Annotated in this window: 16 protein-coding genes and 1 pseudogene; 7 read left to right on the plus strand and 10 right to left on the minus strand. The window is 72.1% G+C overall.

The window, feature by feature from the left end; genetic code table 11:
• Window positions 1-14: 14 nt before the first annotated feature.
• The 9 genes and pseudogenes from ACIBEC_RS00815 to ACIBEC_RS00855 all read right to left on the minus strand — a co-directional run bounded on the left by ACIBEC_RS00815 (window position 15) and on the right by ACIBEC_RS00855 (window position 11,437).
• On the minus strand, window positions 15-1,103 hold the full coding sequence (locus ACIBEC_RS00815) for a PDR/VanB family oxidoreductase (protein WP_360489993.1): 1,089 nt from the start codon (window positions 1,101-1,103) through the stop codon (window positions 15-17).
• Window positions 1,104-1,292: 189 nt separating this feature from the next.
• Window positions 1,293-2,210, minus strand: coding sequence for a metal-dependent hydrolase (locus ACIBEC_RS00820; protein WP_360489995.1), 918 nt, complete (start codon window positions 2,208-2,210; stop codon window positions 1,293-1,295).
• A 287-nt stretch (window positions 2,211-2,497) separates the two neighbouring features.
• Window positions 2,498-3,277, minus strand: coding sequence for an IclR family transcriptional regulator C-terminal domain-containing protein (locus tag ACIBEC_RS00825; RefSeq protein ID WP_360489997.1), 780 nt, complete (start codon window positions 3,275-3,277; stop codon window positions 2,498-2,500).
• A gap of 326 nt (window positions 3,278-3,603) precedes the next feature.
• Entirely contained in the window at window positions 3,604-5,064 is a 1,461-nt protein-coding gene (locus ACIBEC_RS00830; RefSeq protein ID WP_360489999.1) for a catalase, read from the minus strand.
• A gap of 292 nt (window positions 5,065-5,356) precedes the next feature.
• Window positions 5,357-6,442, minus strand: a pseudogene (gene alc / locus ACIBEC_RS00835) (allantoicase); the annotation flags it as partial.
• Window positions 6,432-7,865 carry an allantoinase AllB gene (gene allB / locus ACIBEC_RS00840; protein ID WP_360490003.1) on the minus strand — a complete coding sequence of 478 codons (1,434 nt, stop codon included), beginning with the start codon at window positions 7,863-7,865 and terminating at the stop codon, window positions 6,432-6,434. The gene allB and the pseudogene alc, both read right to left, overlap by 11 nt.
• A 170-nt stretch (window positions 7,866-8,035) precedes the next feature.
• On the minus strand, window positions 8,036-9,178 hold the full coding sequence (locus ACIBEC_RS00845; RefSeq protein ID WP_360490005.1) for a glycerate kinase: 1,143 nt from the start codon (window positions 9,176-9,178) through the stop codon (window positions 8,036-8,038).
• A 462-nt stretch (window positions 9,179-9,640) separates the two neighbouring features.
• The gene (locus ACIBEC_RS00850; protein ID WP_360490007.1) at window positions 9,641-10,528 is read right to left on the minus strand and encodes a 2-hydroxy-3-oxopropionate reductase; all 888 of its coding nucleotides are present in this window, start codon (window positions 10,526-10,528) and stop codon (window positions 9,641-9,643) included.
• Between the two features lie 63 nt (window positions 10,529-10,591).
• Window positions 10,592-11,437, minus strand: coding sequence for a TIM barrel protein (locus ACIBEC_RS00855; protein ID WP_360490009.1), 846 nt, complete (start codon window positions 11,435-11,437; stop codon window positions 10,592-10,594).
• Window positions 11,438-11,652: 215 nt separating this feature from the next.
• Between ACIBEC_RS00855 and ACIBEC_RS00860 the strand changes: the two genes are divergently transcribed.
• From ACIBEC_RS00860 to ACIBEC_RS00890, 7 genes are all read left to right on the plus strand, one after another.
• Window positions 11,653-11,898: a thiamine-binding protein gene (locus ACIBEC_RS00860; RefSeq protein WP_396287674.1), complete on the plus strand. Its 246-nt coding sequence runs from the start codon at window positions 11,653-11,655 to the stop codon at window positions 11,896-11,898.
• Window positions 11,895-12,275, plus strand: coding sequence for a helix-turn-helix domain-containing protein (locus ACIBEC_RS00865; RefSeq protein WP_360490013.1), 381 nt, complete (start codon window positions 11,895-11,897; stop codon window positions 12,273-12,275). Before ACIBEC_RS00860 ends, ACIBEC_RS00865 begins: the two co-directional genes overlap by 4 nt.
• A gap of 208 nt (window positions 12,276-12,483) precedes the next feature.
• Entirely contained in the window at window positions 12,484-12,987 is a 504-nt protein-coding gene (uraD, locus tag ACIBEC_RS00870; RefSeq protein ID WP_360490015.1) for a 2-oxo-4-hydroxy-4-carboxy-5-ureidoimidazoline decarboxylase, read from the plus strand.
• Between the two features lie 107 nt (window positions 12,988-13,094).
• Complete coding sequence (gene uraH / locus ACIBEC_RS00875; protein ID WP_360490017.1) at window positions 13,095-13,430, plus strand: hydroxyisourate hydrolase; 336 nt, start codon at window positions 13,095-13,097, stop codon at window positions 13,428-13,430.
• A gap of 32 nt (window positions 13,431-13,462) precedes the next feature.
• Window positions 13,463-14,383 carry a factor-independent urate hydroxylase gene (gene pucL / locus ACIBEC_RS00880; RefSeq protein WP_360490019.1) on the plus strand — a complete coding sequence of 307 codons (921 nt, stop codon included), beginning with the start codon at window positions 13,463-13,465 and terminating at the stop codon, window positions 14,381-14,383.
• Window positions 14,384-14,691: 308 nt separating this feature from the next.
• Window positions 14,692-16,149 carry a nucleobase:cation symporter-2 family protein gene (locus ACIBEC_RS00885; RefSeq protein WP_360490021.1) on the plus strand — a complete coding sequence of 486 codons (1,458 nt, stop codon included), beginning with the start codon at window positions 14,692-14,694 and terminating at the stop codon, window positions 16,147-16,149.
• A gap of 68 nt (window positions 16,150-16,217) precedes the next feature.
• Window positions 16,218-17,603, plus strand: coding sequence for an 8-oxoguanine deaminase (locus tag ACIBEC_RS00890; RefSeq protein WP_360490023.1), 1,386 nt, complete (start codon window positions 16,218-16,220; stop codon window positions 17,601-17,603).
• A gap of 263 nt (window positions 17,604-17,866) precedes the next feature.
• On the opposite strand, the gene ACIBEC_RS00895 is transcribed toward ACIBEC_RS00890, so the two are convergent.
• Window positions 17,867-18,268: a gamma-glutamylcyclotransferase gene (locus ACIBEC_RS00895; RefSeq protein WP_360490025.1), complete on the minus strand. Its 402-nt coding sequence runs from the start codon at window positions 18,266-18,268 to the stop codon at window positions 17,867-17,869.
• Window positions 18,269-18,323 lie beyond the last annotated feature (55 nt).

The raw sequence follows: 18,323 nt of genomic DNA on the forward strand, positions 1-18,323 counted from the left end.
GGCAAGGGCTCCTTCTAGAGGTCGAGCACGAGGGTCTCACCCTCGGCGGCCCGGGAGACACAGGGCAGCAGGGCGCCGTCGGCGCGCTGCTCGGGGGTGAGGCGGCGGTCCCGGTGGTCGGGCGCACCGGCCAGCACACGGACCTCGCAGGTGCCGCAGAACCCCTGGTGGCAGGAGTACGGGAGGTCCGGGCGGGCCTCGCGCAGCACGTCCAGGGCGGACCGGTCGGCGGGGACGTCGAGGGTCGGGCCGTCGGCGCCGACGCGGACGGCGAAGGGCGCGCCGTCGGTGACCGGGGCGGCACCGAAGCGCTCGAAGTGCAGGGCGGTGGCCTGGGATCCGTCCAGGGCCCGCTGCACGGCGGCGAGCATCGGGGCCGGGCCGCAGCAGTAGACGGCGGCGCCGCGCGGGGCGTGGGCGAGCAGTTCGGCGCCGGTGGGGACGCCGCCGTGCTCGTCGTCGGTGCGCAGCACCACCCGGTGCGGGTCGAGGGCGCGCAGCTCGTCCGCGTACGGGAGGGTGTCGGCGCTGCGGCCGACGTGCACCAGGCGCCAGTCCAGGCCGTGCCGCTGCGCCTCGCGGGCCATCGGGAGCAGCGGGGTGATGCCGATGCCGCCGGCCAGCAGGAGGACGGCGGGCTCGGCGCAGAAGGCGAAGCCGTTGCGCGGGCGGCGGGCGGTGAGGCGGGCGCCGGGGTGCAGGGTGTCGTGGATCTCGACGGACCCGCCGCCGCCCTCGGGCAGCCGCCGGACGGCGATGCGGTAGGCCGCGCGGTCGGCCGGGTCGCCGCTGAGGGAGTAGTGGCGCTCGCGGCCGGAGGGCAGGGCGAGGCGCAGGTGGGCGCCGGGCTGCCAGGCCGGCAGCGGGCCGCCGGAGGGGTCGGCGAGCTGCAACTCGGTTACGTCGGCGGCGAGTTCACGCCGAGCGGTGACCACCAGCTGGAGCGGCGGGAGGGGGCGGCTGTACGGGCGGCGGGGGTTGCGCCGCAGCAGGGGGCCGCCGAGGGCCGGGGAGTAGCGGTCGCCGAAGGCGGTGAGCCTGCGCATGAACGCGTCGGCGCGCGGGCGGCCGTAGAGGTCGGGAGGCGGGGTGAGCTGGTCCATCCGGCGGGGGTCCTTGGCGTCGGGAGAGGAGGGCGGGTGACAGCTGACGGATTCGGGCCTTCGGACTTCGGCGAACGGACGACGGACGACGGACGACAACCGACAGATGACAGATAACAGATAACAGATGACGTCTTCTGTTTGCTGAAATCCGTTCGCCCAACCCCGTCCGCCGAAGCCCGTCGACCGTCAGCCGCTCGCGGCGGCCGCGCGGGCGGCCGGGGAGGTGGCGAGGTAGCCCAGCGCCTGGCTGGAGGAGCCCTCCTGGGTCGGGTGGTAGCCCGGCCGCAGGTACCGAAGCCCGGAGCGGAGGGACCCAAGCGGATCCGGCAGCAGGCCGCGCTTCGCGATCCGCCCGGCCTCCCGCCAGCTGGGCTTGAGCCGCCCCGCCAGAGTCGGGTCGGCGGCCAGCAGGAAGCGTGCGCCGCGCACCCAGAGGTGGACCAGCAGCGGCCCGGACACCGCCATCCCGCGGATCCGCCGGAGGTAGCCCGGGTCCAGGTGGACCATCAGGTCGAAGGCGACGCTGCGGTGCTCGACCTCCTCGGCACCGTGCCAGCGCAGCAGGTCGAGCATCGTCGGGTCGGCCTTGGCCCGGTCCAGGCCTGGGGAGTTGAGGATCCAGTTGCCGAGGAAGGCAGTGAAGTGCTCGATGGCCGCGACGAAGGCGACCCGCTCGATGATGTTCTCCCGCCGCCGCGCCGGCGTCAGCCCCGGTTTGTCGCCCAGGACCCGCCGGAACAGCCAGGAGACCTGCCGGACGTACGGCCGCGGGTCGAGCCCCTGGCCGAGCAGGTGGTCGAGGACCTCCTGATGCGCCTCGGCGTGGATGGCCTCCTGGCCGATGAACCCGAGGACCTCCTCGCGCAGTTGCTCGTCCCGGATGAGCGGCAGTGCCTCCTTGAACACCTTGACGAACCAGCGCTCGCCCTCGGGCAGCAGCAGGTGCAGCACGTTGATGACGTGGGTGGCCATCGGCTCGTCCGGGATCCAGTGCAGCGGCAGCTGGGCCCAGTCGAAGCGGACGTCCCGGGGCTCCAGGACGAGGCTGTCGTGCACGCGCGCGGCGGGGGCGGCGAGGGCGGGGACGGGGGTGGGACGGGGCATGGCAGGCCCTCCTGACCTGGGGGCGGCGGCTCGGCTCAGGGAAACGTACTCGCGGGTAGCGATGGGGACAAGGGTTTCGGCGACCCTTATCGACATCGAGTCTAATAAGTGATGTGCACCGGCGAACACCACGGGAAACGCGGGAAGCCCCACCGGTTTCCCGGCAGGGCTTCCTCGAACTCATGCACGCGACGACTCATGCACGCAACGACTCAGGAACGCGACGACTCAGGAACGCGACGACTCAGGGGCGCGGCGAACTCACGGACTCGACCGCCGCCCCGCCGTCAGACCGCCATCGCCAGCATCAACGGCGCCGCCCGGGCCGCCAGGAGCTCGGCCGCGGCCTTCAGCTTGTGGACGTTGCCCACCGGCATCGAGGTGGCCAGGCAGCCGACCGTGCTGCCCGCCGTGATCGGCACGGCCGCGCACACCGTGCCCAGCGCGTACTCCTGGATGTCCAGCACCGGTACGGTTGCCGGCTGCCGCTCCAGCCGGTGCATCAGCTGGTCGGCGTCGGTGACCGTACGCGAGGTGAGCCGGGCGACCGGGTGCCGGGAGAGGTGGTCGCGCCGGGCGTCCGCGTCCAGTTGGCCGAGCAGGCACTTGCCGATCGCGCTGGCGTGCGCGGTGGCCCGGAAGTCCACCCACTCCTGCACCGCCGGCGCGTAGTCGGCCGCCGAGACCGCCTCCACCGACAACTCGCCGTCGTGGTACCGGGTGAAGTACACCGCGGCGCCCAACTCGTCTCGGAGTTCGGCGAGTTTGCGGTCGAGCCGGGCCTTGACCAGCTGCTCCCGGTTCTGCTGGCCGAGCAGGGCGAAGGTGCCGCCGAGCACCCAACCGCCGTCCTGACACTGGAGGTAGCCCTCGATCTCCAGGATCTCCGCGAGCCGCCGCACGGTCGGCAGCCCGAGCGAGGTCTCCCGCGCGAGGCCCACCAGGGTGGCGCCGTCGGGGTGGCGGTCGACCGCCTCCAGCAGTCTGAGGGCGTGCTGCAGGGAGGTGAACTGGCCGGTCAGGCCCTGGTCCAGCGCGGCGTGACGACCCGGGGCTGGTGTCGACATGTCGTCCCCTTCCGATGTCCCCCCACGGAGCGACCGCGGGCACGCACCAGCCTATCGACCCGGTGGCTCCGGCGACTGCCGTCCGTGAATATCCGTGAACATTCCGTGCAGCAACCTCCGGTCGACCTGGGACTTCTCGGCCGGGCGATCACGCAGTGGAAGCCATGGCCGACCCGCCCGACCCGGGAACCGCGACCCGGCGGAAACCGCGACGGGCCCCTCCCCCACTGCCCGGAGGGAGGGGCCCGTCGTACGGCGGCCGGGTGCGGGCCCGGCGGCCGTGAGGGTGGTGGTGCGGATGAAGAGGATCAGTCGGTGACTGTCGGTCAGCCCTCGTCGCCCGAGCGCAGCTTGGCGACGGCCGCCGCCAGGCGGGCGCCGTACTCCTCGTCCGCGGCGTGGAAGTGGGCGAGGTTCTTCTCGACGATGTCGTCGCGGGTCACCTGCGCCAGGAAGCCGGCGATGTTGGCGATCAGGCGGCCCTTCTCCCCGTCCGACATGAGCCGGTAGAGCTCACCGGCCTGGAAGAAGTCGTCGTCCTTGCTGTGGGCCGGCGTGGTGTAGGTGCCGGTGTGGCCCTCGACCTTGACCGGCGCGGCGAGCGCGTTGTCGGTCTGGGCCGGGCCGTCGTACGAGTTGGGCTCGTAGTTCCTGCCACGGCCGGCCGTGTTGGTGGCCATCAGGCCGTCGCGGCCGTAGTTGGCGGCCTCGGTGGCGCGCGGGGCGTTCACCGGCAGCAGGGTGTGGTTGACGCCGAGGCGGTAGCGCTGGGCGTCCGCGTAGGCGAACAGCCGGCCCTGGAGCATCTTGTCCGGGGACGGGCCGATGCCGGGCACGAAGTTGTTCGGCGAGAACGCGGACTGCTCGACGTCGGCGAAGACGTTCTCCGGGTTCCTGTTGAGCACCAGGCGACCGACCTTGACCAGCGGGTAGTCGGCGTGCGGCCACACCTTGGTGAGGTCGAAGGGGTTGAAGCGGTAGTCCGCGGCCTCGGCGACCGGCATCAGCTGGACGTAGAGGGTCCAGGACGGGAATACCCCGCGCTCGATGGCCTGGTGCAGGTCGCGCTGGTGCGAGTCGGCGTCGGCGCCGGCCACCTCGGCGGCCTGGTCGCCGTCCAGGGAGCGGACGCCCTGGTTGGTCTTGAAGTGGTACTTCACCCAGTAGGCGTCGCCGTTGGCATTGACCCACTGGTAGGTGTGCGAGCCGTAGCCGTTCATGTGGCGGTACGAGGCCGGGATGCCGCGGTCGCCGAACAGCCAGGTGATCTGGTGGGTCGAGGCGGGCGAGTGGGCCCAGAAGTCCCAGACGTTGTCCGCCTCCTGCACGCCGGTGTACGGGTCGCGCTTCTGCGAGTGGATGAAGTCGGGGAACTTGATCGGGTCCTTGATGAAGAACACCGGGGTGTTGTTGCCGACGAGGTCGTAGTTGCCCTCCTCGGTGTAGAACTTCAGCGCGAAGCCGCGCGGGTCGCGCACCGCGTCGCTGGCGCCCAGGTTGCCGGCCACGGTGGAGAAGCGCAGGAAGACCTCGGTGCGCTTGCCGACCTCGGCGAGGAAGTCCGCCCGGGTGTACTGCGACACCTCGTCGGTGACCTCGAAGTAGCCGTACGCGCCGGAGCCGCGGGCGTGCACGACGCGCTCCGGGATGCGCTCGCGGTTGAACCGGGCCAGCTTCTCCAGCAGCTGCTGGTCCTGGATCAGCAGCGGGCCGTACTCGCCGGCCGAGGCCGAGTTCTGGTTGTCGGCGATGGGGGCGCCGGACTCCGTGGTCAGGATCTTGGACATGGAGGGTCCTTCAGGTGTCGATAAGAGCGGTGCGTGGAGAGTGGACTGACGGGCCGTCACACTTCAGCGGATGGGCGCTTCAGGCGCCGAGCAGGCGCCAGACGGCCGAGCGGCGGCGGGAGGAGCGCTCGCCGTCGGGGCCGTCGCCCGGCTGGAGCGCCGCGACGGCGGCGGCGGCCGCGGCCGGGTCCGCCAGCGGGCGGGCGGCGGTCAGCGCGGCGGCCTCGTCGGCGGTCAGCCCGGCCTCGGTGAGGGCCGTGGCGGCCTCGGCAGCCGGGACGGCGTTGAACCAGCGCAGCGCGAGGGCCGCGCGGCCGGCCTCGGTGAGGCGGCCGGTGAGCCGGAGGCGGGCGAGCCCGCCGTCCGGGTAGACGTTGATGCGCACATGGGTCACCGGGCGTCCGGTGTCGAGCCGGAAGCGGTGCCGGGTGTCGGGCTGCAGGCGGGTGCGGGGCAGGAGTTCGAACCACTCGCCGGCGGCCGGGTCGGCTCCGGTCGAGGCATCGAAGCCGATCAGGTCGGCCCAGCCGGGGGCATTGGCGACGAAGTGGGTGGTGTCCACCTCGGCGGCCAGGACCTCACCACCCCCGGCCAGGGCGATCTGCACCCAGTCGTTGGCCTTGTCGCGCCGACGCCGGGTCTCCCAGCCCTCGCCCATGACGGAGGCGCGACCGGGAGCGTTCAGGTTGTGCGGGGAGGAGAAGTAGCGGTCGGACGCCGCCTCGGCCACGCCGCCGTACTCCTGGGCGGCCAGGTCGAAGGTGAGGCCGTCCAGCTCACGCGGGTCGGGCAGCACCTCGCCGTGCACGCGCAGCCGGGCGATGCCGCCGTCCGGGTACATGTTCAGCCGCACGTGGGTATAGCGGGTGCCGTCCTCGACGGCGAACTCGTGGGCGGTGTCGCCCCGCAGCGGGGTGCGCGGCACGATCGTGGTCCACTCGGCGTCCCCGAGTTCCTCGGGCGAGGGGTGGCCGGGTACGGACGCAGCCTCGACGGACCCGGATTCCGGGTAGTTGCCGGTGAAGTGGGCGGTGTCCACGATCACGCCGCGGATCACGCCGCCGGCGCCGAGCCGGACGATCGCCCAGTCGTGGTCCTGGTCGGTGGGGTGCGGCTGCTCGGCGGAGACGCCGCGGCGGCGCTTGGACTCCCAGCCGTCCATGATCTGGCCCTTGTGGCCGAAGGTGTGCGGGCGGAACTCGGCCGGCTTGGCGACCAGCAGGTTCTCGGCGTCCGCGAAGGTGTCCTCGTTGGTGGCGACGACGCCCGCGCCGAGCAGCCGGGAGGCCAGGTTGACCAGCTCGGTGAAGGGAGCACTCGGGGTGTCGGCAGTGGTCACTGACTCTCCTCTGTAGGCGCGTTCGGTTTCAGGCGCGATCGGACGGGGTGGTGGAACGGGTGGTGGTCCGCGCGGTGGTACGGGCGGTGCTGCGGGGGGTGGCAGGGGCAGCGGGCCGGGCGAGCTGCCGGCCGAAGGGCCGGGCTCCGGTGTCCACCTCGCGGCCGCGCAGCCAGGTGCCGCGCACCGCGCCGGTGAGGGTCCGGCCCGCGTACGGGGTCACCGGGTTGCGGTGGTGCAGGCCGCTCGCGTGGACGGCGAACTCGCCGTCGGGGTCGAAGGCGACCAGGTCGGCGTCGTGGCCGGGCGCGATGGCGCCCTTGGTGCCGGTGAGGCCGACCAGTTCGGCCGGCCCGGCGGACATCCAGCGCACGACGTCGGACAGGGTGTGGCCGCGGCGGCGGGCCTCGGTCCAGACGGCCGGCAGGCCGAGCTGCAGCGAGGCGATGCCGCCCCAGGCGGCCGCGAAGTCCCCGTTGCCGCCGTACTCGGGCAGCAGCTTGAGGTCGGGGGTGGACGGCGAGTGGTCGGAGACGACGGCGATGAACTCGCCGTTCGCCAGGGCCTCCCAGAGCGCGTCCCGGTTGGACTCGTCGCGGATCGGCGGGCAGCACTTGAAGGCGGTGTCGCCGTCGGGCACCTGCTCGGCCGCGAGGGTCAGGTAGTGCGGGCAGGTCTCGGCGGTCACCCGGACGCCGTCCTCGCGCGCCTGGCGCAGCAGCGGCAGGACGGCGGAGGAGGAGACGTGCAGGATGTGCACCCGGGCGCCGGTGCGCCGGGCGGTGTCCAGCAGGTGGGCGACGGCCGCGGTCTCCGCGTCGGCGGGGCGGGAGGCCAGGAAGTCCCGGTAGTGGACGCCGGGTTGCTGCGGGGCGGCGGCGAGGACGGTCGGGTCCTCGGCGTGGATGATCGCCAGCGCCCCGATCCGGGCCTGCTCGGCCAGGGCGGCCTCCAGGTCGGCGGCCTCGACGTGCGGGAACTCGTCCACGCCGGAGGGGGCGAGGAAGCTCTTGAAGCCGAACACGCCCTCGCGGTGCAGGGGTTCGAGGTCCGCGACGTTGCCGGGGACGGCACCGCCCCAGAAGCCGAGGTCGACCCAGGCCTGGCCCTCGGCGGTCTTCCGCTTGGCCAGCAGCCCCTCCACCGTGGTGGTGGGCGGGATCGAGTTGAGCGGCATGTCGATGATCGTGGTGACGCCGCCGGCCGCGGCGGCCCGGGTGGCGGTGGCGAAGCCCTCCCACTCGGTGCGGCCGGGCTCGTTGACGTGCACGTGGGTGTCGACCAGGCCGGGCAGCAGGGCGGTGTCGCCGAGGTCGGCGAGCTCGCGGTCGCCGACCGTGAGCGAGCCGTGCGCGACGATCTGCTCGATCTTCCCGTCCCGGATCAGCACGTCCGCGGGGCGCTCGCCGTCGGGCAGGACGACCCGTCGGGAGCGGATCACCGTCGGCTGGCTGAAAGGCATGGGAGACCTCCGAAACCTGGGAGTTGGGGGGTGGTTTGGGGGCGGCTGGAGAGGTGTCCGAGGGTGCTTCTCGGGTGGTTCGAGGGTGGTCGAACGCGGGAGGAGGCGAGGGATTGCCGGGAGCCTAGGCCCGCCTTCAACAAAACGTCAATGGATGAACGTACGAGGGTTCAGCGCGCCAGTAGCTCGCCGGCCAGCTTCTCCCCCGCGACTTCGGCCAGCTCGGCGGCCCTGGTCATGCTGTCCCCCGGCTGCTCGGCCAGGTCGGTCAGCGCGATCGCGGCGGTGAAGCCCGCCGCCCGCCACTGGGGCTCGGCGAGTTCCAGTCGACCTGCCACGGCGGCCACCCGAACCCCCGCCCGGGCGGCCGCCGCGGCAACTCCGGCGGGGGCCTTGCCGTGGAGCGTCTGAGCGTCCAGGCAGCCCTCGCCGGTCACGACGAGGCGTGCCCCACGCACGGCCTCGTCGAAGCCCAGCAGGTCGAGCAGCAGCTCGATGCCGGGTCGCATGGTGGCGCCGAGCAGAGCGAGGGCGGCGAAGCCCACCCCGCCCGCGGCGCCGGCGCCGGGGGCCTCCCGGACGTCCCGTCCGGTGGCTTCGGCGACCAGGTCGGCGAACCGGGTCAGTCCTTCCTCCAGGACCACCAGGTCGTCGCCGTCGGCGCCCTTCTGCGGGCCGTACACGGCGGTGGCGCCGCGCGGCCCGAGCAGCGGGTTGTCCACGTCGCAGGCCACCACGATCTCGACGCCGCGCAGGCCGTCGGCCAGCGGGCCCGGGTCGATCTCCGCGAGCCTGCGCAACGCGGCTCCGCCGGGCGGGAGTTCGGCGCCTTCGGCGTCGCGCAGACGCCCTCCGAGCGCCTGCACCATACCCGCGCCGCCATCCGTGCAGGCGCTGCCACCGAGGCCCAGCACGATCCGCTTGACGCCGAGCGAGACTGCCCGGGCGATCAGCTGGCCGACCCCGTAGGACCCGGCCGCGAGCGGGGCGGTCCGGCCGCCGGGCAGCCGGGCGAGCCCGGAGGACTGCGCCAGTTCGACCACGGCGGTGTCGCCCCGGACGGCGAGCGCGGCGTCCACCGGCAGGCCGGTCGGGCCGGCCACCTTGGCCGGGACGCGGTCGAAGCCCGCCGCGAGCGCGGCGGCCAGGGTGCCCTCGCCGCCGTCGGCGACGGGCAGCTCGCGCACCTCGGTGCCGGGCGCGGCGCGCCGGATCCCGGCGGCGATCCGGGCGGCGACCTCGGCACCCTCCAGGGTGCCCTTGAACTTGTCGGGGGCGACGACCACATGGCCCTGGCGGGGGGTGGGCGGCATGATGCGGTCCTCGCTTCCGTACGGGTGTGGCGGTGGTACTGCGACGTGCGTCAAGCATGTGCCCGGGGGTCCGGGGGTGCGACCCCCTCGGCCGTTCCGGCCCGGGAAGGTCCGGAGGCCCCGGGAGGGTGCGGTCGGCCTGGGAGGGCCCGGTCGGCCTGGGAGGGGCCGGAGGCCCCGGGAGGGTGCGACCCCCTCCCCGCCGTTCCCCTCGTCCCGCTTCCGACGTACGAGAGGCTCCCCTCGGCGGGGAAGGGGCCAGGCGACGCGCAGGCACGACCGAAGTGCCCCCTGGAAGGGAGTACGCATCACCGGCTGGATCGACCGGCGGGCGGGCGGATGAGCCCCAGCCCGCACGCCGGTCGGGTCAAACCTCCTGGCGACGCGGGCACGACCGGATGGGTACACGCCGCCAGGAGGAGCTTCGGGCCGAGGGCTCCGCACGGGAGCCCCCGGGGGGTGTTACTTGACCTCGCGGCCGGAGAGCCGCTCGACGCCGCGCAGCAGCGCCGAGTGGTCGAGCGAGCCGTCGCCGTTGGCGCGGGCGGAGGCGACCAGCTGGGCCACCACGGCGCCGACCGGCAGCGCGGCGCCCACGGCGCGGGCGGCGTCGGTGACGATGCCCATGTCCTTGTGGTGCAGGTCGATCCGGAAGCCCGGGGCGAACTCGCGGTTCAGCATGTTCGCCTTCTTGCGGTTGAGCACGGTCGAGCCGGCCAGGCCGCCGCCGAGGACGTCCAGGGCCGCCTGCAGGTCGACGCCGGCGTTCTCGAGGAACACCACGGCCTCGGCGAGCACCTGGATGTTGACGGCGACGATCAGCTGGTTGGCGGCCTTGACGGTCTGGCCGGCGCCGGCCGGGCCGACGTGGATGACCGTGGTGCCCAGCACGTCGAACAGCGGCTTGGCCTCGGCGAAGTCCTCGGCGGCGCCGCCGACCATGATCGACAGAACGGCCTCGACGGCGCCGGCCTCGCCGCCGGAGACCGGGGCGTCCAGCGTCCGGACGCCCTTGGCCTTGGCGGCCGCCTCGACCTTGATCGAGGTCTGCGGGGTGATCGACGACATGTCGATCACCAGGGTGCCGGGCTGGACGTTCTCCAGTACGCCGCCCTCGCCCAGGATGGCCTGCTCGACGTGCGGGTCGGCCGGGACCATGGTGATGACGACCTCGGCGTCCTTCACCGCGTCCGCGATGGAGGTGGCGCCGTGGCCGCCGGCCGCGACCAGGGCGTCGATCTGCGGCTGGGTGAGGTTGAAGCCGGTGACGTGGTGGCCGGCCTTGACCAGGTTGGCGGCCATCGGGCTGCCCATGATGCCGAGGCCGATGAAGGCGATCTTGCGGCTCATCGCGTCGAGTTCCTTACGTGTGCGGGTGGGAGGTCGGGTGGGTCGGCCGAGAGCCGAGTGGCGCTATTCGGCGGTGCGCAGCTCGCGCGGCAGCCACCCGAAGCTGTCGGCGCTGACGCCTGTGGAGGGGCGGTACTCCAGGCCGATCGGGCCCGTGTAGCCGGCGGCGGTGAGCCGGGCGAACAGGTCCTCGAAGTCCAGTCCGCCGGTGCCGGGCTCGTTGCGGCCCGGGTTGTCGGCGATCTGAACGTGGCCGATGCGGTCGGCGTAGGTCTCGATGACCTGCGCCAGGTCCTCGCCGTTCTTGGCCAGGTGGTACAGGTCGCACAGGAACCGGGCGTTGCCCAGGCCGGTGGCGGCGTTGACCTTGTCGACCACCTCGACGGCGGCGGCCGCCGAGACCAACGGGTAGTCCGGGGACTCGGCCTGGTTCAGGGCCTCGATCAGCAGGATCGCGCCGACCTCGTGCGCGGCCTTCGCGGCGAGCACCAGGTTGTCCAGTGCGAGCGCGTCCTGCTCGGCCGCCTCGACGCCCTCGACCCGGTTGCCGTACAGCGCGTTGAGCGCCTTGGTGCCGAGCGAGCCGGCAAGCTCCGCGGCGACCGGGACGTTGGCCCGGAAGCGGTCCCGCTCGGAGGGAACCGAGACGGTACCGCGGGCGCCCTTGCTCAGGTCGTCCAGGAAGTTGAGGCCGGTGAGCCGTACCCCGGCGTCGGTGAACGCCTTGCGGAGTGCGTCGAGCTCGGCCTCGGAGGGGTTGTGCTCCTCCCCGAAGGGCCACCAGAGCTCGGCGGCGGTGAAGCCGGCCGCGGCTGCCGCGGCGGGGCGCTCCAGGAGCGGCAGCTCGCCGAACAGGATCGACAGGTTGACCGTGTAGTGGTGCTTGGCAGCGGCCGTCACGTCAATCACCTCTCATCTCTCTTCCGTCATCCGCAACTTCCACGATCCGGAAGAGGGATTCTGTGTGGTGGAAGCATCTCCGGCCGATGAAGCGAGTGTCAAGGGCGCCGCAACATTTTGTTGAAGACGCTCGGAGGGTGCTCCGCCGCTGGTACCGCGACTGTTCGATCGCCCAGCCCCTGCCCGCCCGCACCCTCGCTGGATACAGTGATCCCGTGCGATTGATGGTGGAGTTCACGACAGAACCGTTCGAACTGGACACGTTCCCGGAGCACGCCGCGGCGGCCCGCAAGGCCGTCGACGAGGCGGGCCTGGCCGTGTCGGTCGGCCCCTTCGGGACCGGCGCCGAGGGCGAGGCCGAACAGGTCCTCGCCGCGGTGACCAAACTGCTCCGGGAGACCTTGGACGCCGGGGCGACCCGGATCTCCGTCCAGGTCAGCGTCCTGGACGAGGAGGGCGGTACGCCGTGACCGAGCATGTGGAACACCCGCTCGCCGCGGCGATGAAGCCGCTGCTGGACGCGGTCGGCGCGACGCCCGTCCCGCTGGACGAGGCGAAGATCGAGGACGTCATCCTGGAGTGGGAGGGCACGCCGGCGCTGGCCGTCCGACTGCCGCACCTGAGCAGCGCGCTGGACCGACTGCTGGCCGAGATGACCCGCCAGTTCGACGGCCGCCCCCTGGCCGAGCTGGACCGACTGGAGAAGCAGCGGGTCGTCGCCCTCCTGGAGGAGCGCGGCGCCTTCACCGTCCGCCACGGCGTCGAGACGGTCGCCTCGGCCCTGGGCGTCAGCCGCTTCACGGTGTACAACTACCTGAACCGCCAGGACGGCTCGAAGCCCTCCTGACCGACGGGACTTTCCGAACGGGTGACCCCGCCGGTACGGCCAGTCTGGATCGGCCCGCGGCGGGGCACACTTGGCGAATCGCACACGAAAGGGCCCGGCATCCCGGGCCGGTTCAAAACGTAACCACCAACCGTTCAACAAAGTGTTGACGCCCGGGTGGGGTCGATCTAGCTTTTGCGGGTGGCACCACTCTTCAGGAGGTCCACTCGTGACCAACCACCCCCACGCCCTTGACGCCCTGGCCGCGGCCGATGCCGCGGAGCTGGAGGCGATCCTGCTGGAGGTATGCTCCAGCCCCCGTTGGGCCGCCGCGGTCGCGGAGGCCAAGCCCTGGTCCGACCGCGAGGCCCTGCTCGCCGCCAACGCGGCGGCCATGGCGTCGCTGACGGCCGAGGACCTGCGCGACGCGATGGCCGGCCACGCCCGGATCGGCAAGCCCAAGACGGGCGACGCCACCTCCGAGCGCGAGCAGGCCGGAATCCAGGGCGTGGACCAAGCGGTCCTCGACGAACTGCGCGAGGCCAACACCGCCTACGAGGCGAAGTTCGGCCACGTGTTCCTGATCTGCGCGACCGGCCGCACCGCGGTCGGCATGCTCGCCGCCCTGCGCGAGCGCCACCCCAACGACGCCGCCACCGAGGCGGAGATCGTCCGCGGGGAGCTGCGCAAGATCAACGACATCCGCCTCAACCGCCTGATCGACGGCTCCTGACCGCACTTCTGACGTACCGTCATGACCAAGTCGCCGCTCACGCGCCCGGCAGGTCGCTCGGGAACTGGCACACCATCACATCTGCCATCAGTAAGGTCACTTCACCCATGACTGGCATCTCCACCCACGTGCTCGACACCAGCCTCGGCCGCCCGGCCGAGGGTGTCCCGGTCGAGCTCGCACTGCACACCGAGGGTGGCTGGCAGGTGCTCGGCACCTCCGCCACGGACTCCGACGGCCGGGTCAAGGACCTGCCGGCCGTGGAGGCGGGCTCGGTCGTCCGGCTGCTCTTCGACACCGGCGCCCACTACGCGCTCAAGTCGTCGGAGCCGCCGTTCTTCCCCGAGGTCTCGATCGTCTTCACGGTCGCGCCCGAACAGCACCACTACCACGTGCCGCTGCTGCTCAACCCGTTCGGATACTCGGTCTACCGCGGAAGCTAGTAGACCGACCTGGAAGCTTTAGGAGCCACGTCATGGCCCACGTGCTCGGTCAGAACCAGTACGGCAAGGCGGAGAACCGCATCGTCCGGGTCTCCCGCGACTCCACCCGGCACGAGATCAAGGACCTGAACGTCTCGGTCTCCCTCCAGGGTGAGTTCGAGGACGTCCACCTCACCGGGTCCAACGCCAACTGCCTCCCCACCGACACCACCAAGAACACCGTCTACGCCTTCGCCAAGGAGTACGGCATCGAGTCGGCCGAGGCCTTCGGCATCATCCTGGCGCGCCACTTCGTCGACAACACCGAGCGCGGCGTCGTGCACGGCGCCCGGATCCGGATCGAGGAGTACACCTGGGACCGGATCAAGACGCCGGACAGCTCGGCCCGCTTCATCGGCTCGGAGGAGGTCGGCCACTCCTTCGTCCGCAGCGGCCAGGAGGTCCGCACCACCGAGATCTTCTACGACGGTGAGTCCGTCCAGGTCATCTCCGGCCTGAAGGACCTCGTGGTGATGAACTCCACCAACTCGGAGTTCTGGGGCTACATCAAGGACAAGTACACCACCCTGCAGGAGGCGTACGACCGCATCCTCGCCACCCAGGTGACCGCCCGCTGGAAGTACGGCTACAGCGGCAAGGACGGCGAGGCCCAGCCCAACTGGAACCGCTCCTACGCCCACGTGAAGCGCCACATGCTGGAGGCGTTCGCCGAGACCTACTCCTACTCGCTGCAGCAGACCCTGCACGCGATGGGCACCCGGGTCCTCAACAACCGCGCCGAGGTGGACGAGGTACGCCTCGAGCTGCCCAACAAGCACCACTTCCTCGTCGACCTGGAGCCCTTCGGCCTCAAGAACGACAACGAGGTCTACTACGCCGCGGACCGCATGTACGGCCTGATCGAGGGCACCGTGCACCGCGAGGGCGTCGTCCCGGTCATCCCGGTCGCCTGACCTCCCCCACCACCGTGGACACCGCCCGGAATCGCCGCACCCGCCGGCCCCCTCAGGCCGGTCGAGTCCGGGCGGGCCGGTCCATCGGCACCACCGGCACCACCTGCGCCATCCGTATCACCCGCACCACCAGTTTCTCCACCCCCACCCACCGGAGTTCGTGTCTGCCTCGCGGCGGCCGGCCCGGGGCACTGGAGAGGCCGGCCGAGGAATCCTTGCACCGCCGTCCCGTCCTCGGCCACATCACCACCAGCCGCACTCCAGCGCCACGGGCGCGCCGGGAGCCACGGGCACAAGAGGGGCTCGACATGGCACCCAGCAACACCAGTACAGACGGCGGTTCCACCCCGGCAGGACCCCCTGGCCCGGACACCTCCACCAGCCTCCCCGGCGAGGAGTCCGGGCCCGGGACCCACCCCGTGGACGAGTTGCTGCCCCCGGTGAAACTGTTCTCCACCGGACTCCAGCACGTCGCCGCGATGTACGCGGGGGTCGTCGCACCCCCGCTCATCGTCGGCGCCGGCGTCGGGCTCTCGCCCGCCGAACTCGCCCTGCTCATATCGGCCAGCCTGTTCACCGCCGGACTGGCCACCCTCCTCCAGACCCTCGGGGTCTGGAAGATCGGCGCGCGACTGCCGTTCGTGAACGGCGTCTCCTTCGCGGGGGTCGCGCCCATGATCGCCATCGCCAACGAACACGGACCGAAGAACGCCCTCCCGGTGATCTTCGGAGCGGTGATCGTCGCGGGGGCCCTGTGCTTCCTCGCGGCGCCGTACTTCTGCAAGCTCATCCGGTTCTTCCCCCCGGTCGTCCAGGGCACCGTGATCACCCTCATCGGGGTGTCCCTGCTTCCGGTGGCGGTCAACTGGGCTCGCGGCGGCTCGCCGAGCGCCCCCGGGTACGGCTCCATGCGGGCCATCGGCCTCGCCGCGATCACCCTCGCCGCGGTGGTGCTCTGCAACCGGCTGCTGCGCGGCTTCTGGCAGCAGCTGTCCCTGCTCGTCGGCCTGGCGTTCGGCACCCTGATCGCCTTCCCGCTGGGACTGGCCGACTTCGGCGCGGTCCGGGACGCGAAGGTCTTCGCGCTCCCCTCCCCGTTCCACTTCGGCGCGCCCATGTTCGACGCGGCCGCGATCGTCTCGCTCTGCATCGTCATGGTGGTCTCGATGACCGAGTCCACCGCCGACATGCTCGCGCTCGGCAAGATCGTCGACCGCGAGGCCGACGAAACCACCCTCGCCGCCGGCCTGCGGGCCGACGGCCTGGCCACCGCGCTCAGCCCCGTCTTCAACGGCTTCGCCGCCAGCGCCTTCGCCCAGAACATCGGGCTGGTCGCGCTGACGAAGATCCGCAGCCGCTTCGTGGTCGCGGCCGGCGGCGGCATCCTGGTCCTGCTGGGGCTCTTCCCCGTGCTGGGCTCGGTCGTCTCCCTGGTACCGCAGCCCGTCCTCGGCGGCGCCGGGATCGTGCTCTTCGGCACGGTCGCGGCCAGCGGCATCCGCACCCTCGCGGAGGCCGGCATGGAGTCCAGCTCCCACACCATCCTGGTGTCGGTCTCGCTCGGTGTCGGCATCGTCCCGATCGCCGCGCCGACGTTCTACGACTCCTTCCCGGAGGCCGTACGGACCCTGATGCACTCGGGGATCTCGGCCGGCTGCGTGATGGCCGTCCTGCTCAACCTGCTCTTCCACCACGTCGGAGCCGCCCGCCGGTCCAGATCCGGCGAGGGCTCCGGCGCGACGGTGCCGACGGCGACACCGTCCTGACCGGTCCGGGAGGAGCGCGCCTCGCCCCGACGCGCCCTCCTCCCGGCCCTCCCCCACTAGGAGACACCATGGCAGTCCAGCCCCCGCCCGCCGACCAGCGGATCGTGATCGAGAACGTCGCGATCGCCACCGTCGACGCCAACGACACCGAGTACGCCCGCGGCCACGTGGTCATCCTCGGCAACACGATCGAGTCGGTCGGCGACGGCGCCGCCCCGGCGTGGCTGGACAACGTGGTGCGCCGCATCAACGGCGAAGGCCACCTGATCACCCCCGGCCTGGTCAACACCCACCACCACTTCTACCAGTGGATCACCCGCGGCCTCGCCCAGGACAACATCCTGTTCGACTGGCTGGTCGCCCTCTACCCGACCTGGGCCCGGATCGACGAGAAGCTCGTCCACGCCGCCAGCCAGGGCTCCGCCGCCGCGCTGCTCAAGTCCGGCTGCACCACCGCCTCCGACCACCACTACGTCTTCCCCCAGGACGGCGGCGACGTCCTCGGCGCCTCCATCGAGGCCGTCCAGGAGCTCGGCCTGCGGTTCACCGCGCTGCGCGGCTCGATGGACCGCAGCAAGAAGGACGGCGGCCTGCCGCCGGACCACGCCGTCGAGGAGCTGGACGACATCCTGGCCGCCTCCGAGGCCGCCGTCGACCGGTACCACGACTCCTCCTTCGGCTCGATGCTGCACGTCGCCATCGCGCCCTGCTCGCCCTTCTCGGTCTCCACCGACCTGCTCCGCCAGTCCGCCGAACTCGCCCGCCGCAAGGGCGTCCGGCTGCACACCCACGGCTCGGAGACCGCCGAGGAGGAGCAGTTCTGCAAGGAGCTGTTCGGCATGGGCCCGACCGACTACTTCGAGTCGGTCGGCTGGCTCGGCGAGGACGTCTGGATGGCCCACTGCGTCCACATGAACGACTCCGACATCGCCAAGTTCGCCGAGACCGGCACCGGCGTCGCCCACTGTCCCTCTTCCAACGCCCGCCTCGCCGCCGGCATCGCCCGGGTACCCGACATGCTCCGGGCCGGAGTCCCGGTCGGCCTCGGCGTGGACGGCACCGCCTCCAACGAGTCCGGCGAACTCGGCACCGAGCTGCGCAACGCCCTGCTGATCAACCGGCTGCACGGCTCCCCCACCGCCCTCACCGGACGCCAGGCGCTGCGTCTCGGCACCATGGGCGGCGCCCGGGTGCTCGGCCGGCAGAACGAGATCGGCTCGATCGAGGTCGGCAAGCTCGCCGACCTGGCGCTGTGGAAGATCGACGGGGTCATGCACTCCTCCATCGCCGACCCGATCGCCGCGCTCACCTTCGGCGCCCTGCCGCCGCTGTCAGCGCTGTTCGTCAACGGCAACGCGGTGGTCGAGAAGGGGCAGCTGACCACCGTCAACGAGGACCGGATCGCGCGCGACTGCGCCCGCGCCGCCCGGGAGCTGGCGGCCCGACCGGTCTGACACCCCTCGGACTCCGGGGGCACCCAGGGACGGTGTGCCCCCGGACTCCGCGCACCTCACAGCGGGTGCGCGGACCGCGGCCCCGGACCCACGGCGAGGGTCCGGGGCCGCGGCGTGCCCGGCGCGGGCCCGCCCCCACCCCGGCGAGCTCGGGGGCGACCTCCGGGCGGGGAGCCCCAGCGAACAGATGACAGCGAACAGATGACGAAAGTTGTCATCTGTCATCTGGTCGCCGTCATCTGTTCGCTGTCATCCGTCCGCCGTCAGGCCGCGCGCCCGATCGTCGACAGGTAGGTGCGCCAGCCACCGTGGTGGGTGATCTCGCGGTGGACGCCGCGCTCGACTTCGCCCCGGGCGAGCAGCATGGAGAAGCACGCGGAGCCGTCCTCCAGCGTGATCACGCCCAGCTCCAGCTCGCGCGGTTCGCCGGGCAGCACGACGTCCCGCAGCCGCTCCAGGCTGATGTCGTACAGCTCGCCCTCGATGGCGGTGTCGACGTCCGGGTCGGGCAGCAGCCCCGGGCAGACGTCCGTGCCGCCACTGTGGTCGATGGAGAAGAAGCGGTAGCCGGGAGCGGTCCGGGCGGGCCCGATCAGCGCGTCGGCGACCTTGGCGTGGAAGGGGCCGCCGACCATCGCCTGGCCGTTGAAGAAGATGCGCGGCATGGGTGAACTCCTTGCGAGGAAAAGGCCCTTCCGTACGGCGATGAGAGGACAGGTG

Origin of the sequence: Kitasatospora sp. NPDC051164 (assembly GCF_044455625.1) — a bacterium.
Taxonomy (GTDB): domain Bacteria; phylum Actinomycetota; class Actinomycetes; order Streptomycetales; family Streptomycetaceae; genus Kitasatospora.

Excerpts from the sequence above, each read along its gene's own strand:
- ACIBEC_RS00850 (WP_360490007.1), bottom strand. The coding sequence starts at position 10,528 with ATGAGCCGCAAGATCGCCTTCATCGGCCTCGGCATCATGGGCAGCCCG.
- pucL (WP_360490019.1), top strand. The coding sequence starts at position 13,463 with ATGGCCCACGTGCTCGGTCAGAACCAGTACGGCAAGGCGGAGAACCGC.
- ACIBEC_RS00895 (WP_360490025.1), bottom strand. The coding sequence starts at position 18,268 with ATGCCGCGCATCTTCTTCAACGGCCAGGCGATGGTCGGCGGCCCCTTC.
- ACIBEC_RS00830 (WP_360489999.1), bottom strand. The coding sequence starts at position 5,064 with ATGTCCAAGATCCTGACCACGGAGTCCGGCGCCCCCATCGCCGACAAC.
- uraH (WP_360490017.1), top strand. The coding sequence starts at position 13,095 with ATGACTGGCATCTCCACCCACGTGCTCGACACCAGCCTCGGCCGCCCG.
- ACIBEC_RS00815 (WP_360489993.1), bottom strand. The coding sequence starts at position 1,103 with ATGGACCAGCTCACCCCGCCTCCCGACCTCTACGGCCGCCCGCGCGCC.
- ACIBEC_RS00885 (WP_360490021.1), top strand. The coding sequence starts at position 14,692 with ATGGCACCCAGCAACACCAGTACAGACGGCGGTTCCACCCCGGCAGGA.
- ACIBEC_RS00820 (WP_360489995.1), bottom strand. The coding sequence starts at position 2,210 with ATGCCCCGTCCCACCCCCGTCCCCGCCCTCGCCGCCCCCGCCGCGCGC.
- ACIBEC_RS00825 (WP_360489997.1), bottom strand. The coding sequence starts at position 3,277 with ATGTCGACACCAGCCCCGGGTCGTCACGCCGCGCTGGACCAGGGCCTG.
- allB (WP_360490003.1), bottom strand. The coding sequence starts at position 7,865 with ATGCCTTTCAGCCAGCCGACGGTGATCCGCTCCCGACGGGTCGTCCTG.
- ACIBEC_RS00845 (WP_360490005.1), bottom strand. The coding sequence starts at position 9,178 with ATGCCGCCCACCCCCCGCCAGGGCCATGTGGTCGTCGCCCCCGACAAG.
- ACIBEC_RS00860 (WP_396287674.1), top strand. The coding sequence starts at position 11,653 with ATGGTGGAGTTCACGACAGAACCGTTCGAACTGGACACGTTCCCGGAG.
- ACIBEC_RS00890 (WP_360490023.1), top strand. The coding sequence starts at position 16,218 with ATGGCAGTCCAGCCCCCGCCCGCCGACCAGCGGATCGTGATCGAGAAC.